The sequence below is a fragment of the Frankia sp. AiPs1 genome, assembly GCF_023716945.1.
Classification (GTDB): Bacteria; Actinomycetota; Actinomycetes; order Frankiales; family Frankiaceae; genus Frankia.
Map to the genome: position 1 here is coordinate 1 of NZ_JAMQQF010000430.1, position 5,260 is coordinate 5,260.

3 protein-coding genes are annotated in these 5,260 nt (G+C 74.3%); all 3 read left to right on the plus strand.

The features are described 5' to 3' along the window. Positions 1-2,200: xanthine dehydrogenase family protein molybdopterin-binding subunit (locus tag ND748_RS24595; RefSeq protein ID WP_251748350.1), on the plus strand; the 2,200-nt coding region annotated here is incomplete at its 5' end. Next, on the plus strand, positions 2,197-2,805 hold the full coding sequence (locus tag ND748_RS24600) for a (2Fe-2S)-binding protein (RefSeq protein ID WP_251748351.1): 609 nt from the start codon (positions 2,197-2,199) through the stop codon (positions 2,803-2,805). The genes ND748_RS24595 and ND748_RS24600, both read left to right, overlap by 4 nt. Continuing rightward, positions 2,802-5,260 (plus strand): xanthine dehydrogenase family protein molybdopterin-binding subunit (locus ND748_RS24605; protein WP_251748353.1); only part of this gene is annotated, 2,459 nt, incomplete at its 3' end. The genes ND748_RS24600 and ND748_RS24605, both read left to right, overlap by 4 nt.

Here is a 5,260-nt window from a genome sequence, read left to right on the forward strand (position 1 = left end):
GATCGCGGTGGCGCTCGCCGCCGACCCGGACGCCGCCGACGCGGCGCTCACCAGGGTCCGGACGAGCTACCGGCCGCTGCCCGTCGTCACCGAGGCGCGCACCGCGTTGGCGGCCACCGCCGACGCGGTGCTGCACCCAGGGGACGCGGCCGCCTCGGAGGCCTTCCCCGACCTGCGCCTGCGCCGACATCCCGGCAGCAACCTGGTCAACCATTTCGTCATCCGCAAGGGCGACGCCGACGCGGCGATGGCCCGCGCGGAGCACGTGTTCGTCGATCGGTTCACCACCCCCGCGATGCACCATGCGGCGCTGGAGACGCACGTCGCCGTCGCCGTGCCCAGTGCCGAGCGGATGGTGGTGTGGGCCGCCAGCCAGACGCCCTACAAGCTGCGGGTCCAGCTCGCGGAGATGCTCGGCGTCGCCCTCGACCGGGTCCAGGTGCGGGTGCTCCATCTCGGCGGGGCGTTCGGTTCGAAGTGCTACGCCAAGATCGAGCCGCTGGCGGCGTGCCTGGCTCGGATCACCGACCGCCCGGTGCGGGTCTGCCTGGACCGGGCGCAGGCGTTCACCACGGTGACCCGGCACGCGACCGAGAGCCTGCTGGTGACGGGGGTACGCGCCGACGGCCGGATCACCGCCCGCCGGGTGACCGCCTGGTTCGACGCCGGTGCGTACGCGGACATCAGCCCTCGGGTGATCAAGAACGGGGCCTACGGCTACGGCGGTCCCTACGACGTCGCGGACATGTCCGTCGACGTCTACGCGGTCTACACCAACCGGCCGCCGGCCGGGGCGTTTCGCGGGTACGCCTCGCCCCAGGCGGCGTTCGCCTACGAGGCCCAGGTGGAGCTGATCGCCCGCCGGCTCGGACTGGACCCGCTGGCGATGCGCCGGCTCAACCTGCTGCGCGACGGTTCCCGCAACGTCACCGGCGAGTTGATGACGGACTGCCACTACGACGAGCTGCTCGACGCCGCGATCCGCGGGCCTGGCCCGACTGGGGGAGGGCCAGTGAGGGGTGGGCCGGCCGAGACCGGGCCGGACGGGAGCGGGGCGGACGGGAGCGGGGCGCGAAGGGTGCGCGGGCGGGGGGTCGCGGTCACGGTGAAGGGGACGAACACCCCGTCGGCGTCACAGGCGGCGGTCGCGCTCAACCGTGACGGCAGCGTCCACGTGCTTACCAGCACCGTCGAGATGGGGCAGGGGGCGCATCTCGCCCTCGCCCGCCTCGCGGCCGAGGCGCTGGGGATCGACATCGCCCTCGTCTCGGTCAGCCTGCCCGACACCGACGTCACCCCCTACGACCAGCAGACCAGCTCCAGTCGTTCGACGATCGCGATGGGCGCCGCCGTGCAGGACGCCTGCCGGACCCTGCTGGACCGACTCGCCGACCTCGCCGCGCAGCACTGCGGGGTGCCCCGAGAGGCGGCCCACGCGGGGGGCGGCGAGGTGCGGGCCGGCACCGCCCGGTTCGGCTACGGCGAGCTGGTCACCGCCGTGCGGGCGGGGCAGCTTCGGTGCGAGGGGTCCTACGCCTCGGTGGGCGGCCTCGACCACGACACCGGGCAGGGCGTCGCCTCGTCCCACTGGCACCAGGCGACGGGCACCGCCGAGGTCGAGGTCGACCTGGACACCGGCCAGGTCCGGGTGCTGAGTTACCACGCCGTGGTCTGGGCGGGCCGGGTCGTCAACCCGGTGGAGGCCCGGATGCAGGTCGAGGGCGCGGTCCTGCTCGGCCTCGGCTCCGTGCTCGGTGAGGAACTGCGCCTCGTCGACGGCCGCCAGGTGACCCGCGACCTGCTCGACTACCGCCTGCCCGCGCTCACCGACACGCCGCGGATCACCGTCGAGCTGCTTGGCCGGCCGACCGACCCGATCTACGGGCTGGGGGAGACCGCCGTCCCCCCGGTCGCGCCAGCCGTCGCCGCCGCGGTTGCCGACGCCACCGGCGTCGTCGTCACCGACCTGCCGTTGCGCCCCGAGCGGCTGCTCGCCGGGCTGCGTACCCCCGCGACGGGCCAGACCCCCGCCGTTAGCCTGGTTAGAGCTGGAGACCCGGTTCGAGCTGGAGGCCCGGTTCGAGCTGGAGGCCCGGTTCGAGCTGGAGGCCCGGTTCGAGCTGAGGACCCGGTTCGAGCCGCGGTCGCGGCCTCGGGGCGCGCCGCCCGCACGATCCCCGGCCATGAGGAGGCCCGATGACCCCGGAGGACCGGCACACACTCGCCCTGGAGGTCAACGGGGACGTGGTCGAGGTGTCCGTGCGGGGTCATCACACCCTGCTCGACGTGCTGCGCCGGGAGCTGGCCCTCTTCGGCGCTCGACCGGGCTGCACGGCCGGGGTGTGCGGGTCGTGCACGGTCCTGCTCGACGGCGCGCCGGTCAGCTCCTGCCTGCTGCCGGTGGAACAGGTCGGCACGCGGGCCGTGCGCACGATCGAGGATCTGGCCCGCGACGGGCAGCTGCACCCGGTGCAGCAGGCGTTCATCGACCACACCGCGTTTCAGTGCTCCTACTGCACGCCCGGGTTCATCCTCACCGCGGTGGCGCTGCTCGCCGCCGAGCCGGACGCCGACCGCGAGCGCATCCGCACCGAACTCGCCGGCAACCTGTGCCGGTGCGGCAGCTACGTCAAGATCCTCGAGGCCGTCCTGGACGCCCGTGACCGGCTGCGCGGCTACCCGCCCGCCGTCTCGCCGCCGCAGGCCGGGCCCCGGCGCAAGTCCCAGGCCAAGTCCCAGAGCAAGTCCCAGGCCGAGGCCGAGGCCGTGGTGCAGGGGCGGCCAGAGGTCGAGGGTTGGCGGTGAGGGCGGCCGGTCGGCGGGTGCCGGCCAGCGACGGCCCGGACCGGGTCGTCGGCCGGTTCCCGTACGCGATCGACCTGACGCCGTCGGGGTGCCTGCACGCGGCGCTGGTGCGCAGCCCGTACGCGCACGCCACCCTGCGTGCCGTCGACGTCGCCGCGGCCCGTCGCCAGCGCGGCGTCGTCGCCGTCGTCACGGGCGCCGACCTGGAGAAGTGGGCGATGTCCGCGGACGCGCCGTACCCGTACTTCGGGCCGGTGCTGCCCGACCGGCCGGTGCTCGCGATCGGCCGGGTCCGCTTCGCCGGCGAGCCGGTGGCGGCCGTGATCGCCCGCGACCTGGACACGGCCCGCCAGGCCGCCGCCGCCATCCGGGTCGACTACGACCCGCTGCCCGCCGTGTTCACCCCGGACGCCGCGATGGCGCCCGACGCGCCCAGGCTGCACGACCACGTGCCGACCCGGGACGTCATGACCTTCCCCGACCTGGTCCTGCACACCGAGGACGGCGGCAACGTCTGCAACCACTTCCGGCTGCGGCGCGGCGACGCCGACGATGCCCTGGCCGCCGCCGACCACGTGCTCGCGCACGAGTTCCGTACCCCGCAGCAGCAGCACGTGCCGCTCGAACCACACGTCACGATCGCGACGGTGCGCGGCGGGTCGGCTGATCTCTGGACGTCGGCGGCGTCCCCGTTCACGGTGCGCTCGCAGGTGGCCGAGACGCTGCGGTTGCCGGAGAGTCGAGTACGGGTACGCATCCTCAACGTCGGGGGGGCATACGGGGCGAAGACCTACCCGCGGCTGGAACCGCTGGTCGCGGTGCTCGCCTGGGTCGCCGACGGCCGTCCGGTGCGCGTCGAACTGACCCGCGCGGAGGAGTTCGCCACCGTCGCCCGGCACAGCTCGCTGGTCCGCATCCGCACCGGGTTCACCGGCGACGGCACCCTGCTCGCCCGCCGGGTGGAGATCCTCTGGGGCGCCGGCGCCTACGCCGACATCTCCCCGCGCACGATCAAGAACGGCGGCTACAGCGCTGCCGGCCCCTACCGCATCCCGAACGTGTCGATCGACTCCTACGCCGTCTACACGAACACCACCCCGGCCGGCGGGTTCCGCGGCTATGCCATCCCGCAGGTCGCCTGGGCGTACGAGAACCACACCGACCTGATCGCCGAGCATCTCGGCCTCGACCCGGTCGAGCTGCGCCGGCGCACCCTGCTGACCCCCGGCGACGCGTTCGCCACCGGCCAGCCGATCGAGGATTTCCACCTCACCGACCTGCTCGGCACCGTCACCCGGCGGATCGGCTGGGAGGCGGGCCCCGCCGGCACCCGCCGCCGCGAGGTCGCCCCCGGGATCGTCCGCGGGCGCGGCGTGGCGACCATCCTCAAGACGACGGTGACCCCGTCGACGTCCACCGTCGCGCTGAAACTCGACGAGCAGGCCAACCTCACGGTGATCTGCTCGACCGTGGAGATCGGCCAGGGTGCCCGCACCGTGCTGGCCCAGATCGCCGCCGACGCCACCGGCGTAGCACTGGAGCGCGTCCACGTCACCTACCCGGACTCGGCGACGACCGCGTGGGACCAGACCACCAGTTCGTCGAGGTCGACGCTGATGATGGGCGTCGCGGTCGAGCGGGCCGGCGCCGCCCTGCGGGCCCGTCTCGCCGCGCTGGCCGCGCCGTTGCTGGGGGTCGCCGAGGACGCGGTCGAGGCGCGCGATGGACGGGTACGGACAACAGCAGGCCCGACCGGCGCGCCTGCTCCGATCGGGGGGGTCGCTCCGATCGGCGGCCCGGCGCTGACCGGCGTGCCTGCTCCGATCGGGGGACTCAGCTATGCCGAGGTGCTCGACCGGGCGAAGGCCGGCGGCCTGACCGTCTCCGAGGTGCACGCGAGCGACGGCGGCCTCGACCCGGACACCGGCCAGGGCGTCGTCACGCCGCACTTCTTTCACGCCGCGGCCGGCGCCGAGGTCGAGGTCGACCTGGAGACCGGCGCCGTGCGCGTCGTCGACCTGCACGTGGAGAGCTACGCCGGGCGGGTCATCCACCCGACGTTCGCCGAGCTGCAGTGCGAGGGAAACGTGGCGTTCGGGGTCGGTCAGGCCCTGTCCGAGGTGATGCGCTGGGGCGGCGAGACCGGTGCCCTGCTCACCGACAGCCTGCTCGACTACCGCATCCCGTCGGTCCGGGACCTGCCAGACACCTTCAGCGTCGGGATGACCGAGGATCCGGACGGTCCCGAGGGGGCGCGCATCCACGGCCTCGGTGAGACCGGCTCCCCGGCGGTGCCCGCCGCGATCGGCAATGCGGTCGCCGAGGCGCTCGGCCGACACGTCCACGAGCTGCCGCTGCATCCTGAACGGGTGTGGGCAACCGCCCGCGCCGCCGCCGATCTCGGTGCCGCCGCCGATCTCGACGCCGCTGCCGGGCTCGTCGGCCGCGCCCGGCC

Bases quoted from the DNA above. Each gene is read 5' to 3' on its own strand.
- ND748_RS24600 (WP_251748351.1), top strand. From the start codon at position 2,197: ATGACCCCGGAGGACCGGCACACACTCGCCCTGGAGGTCAACGGGGAC.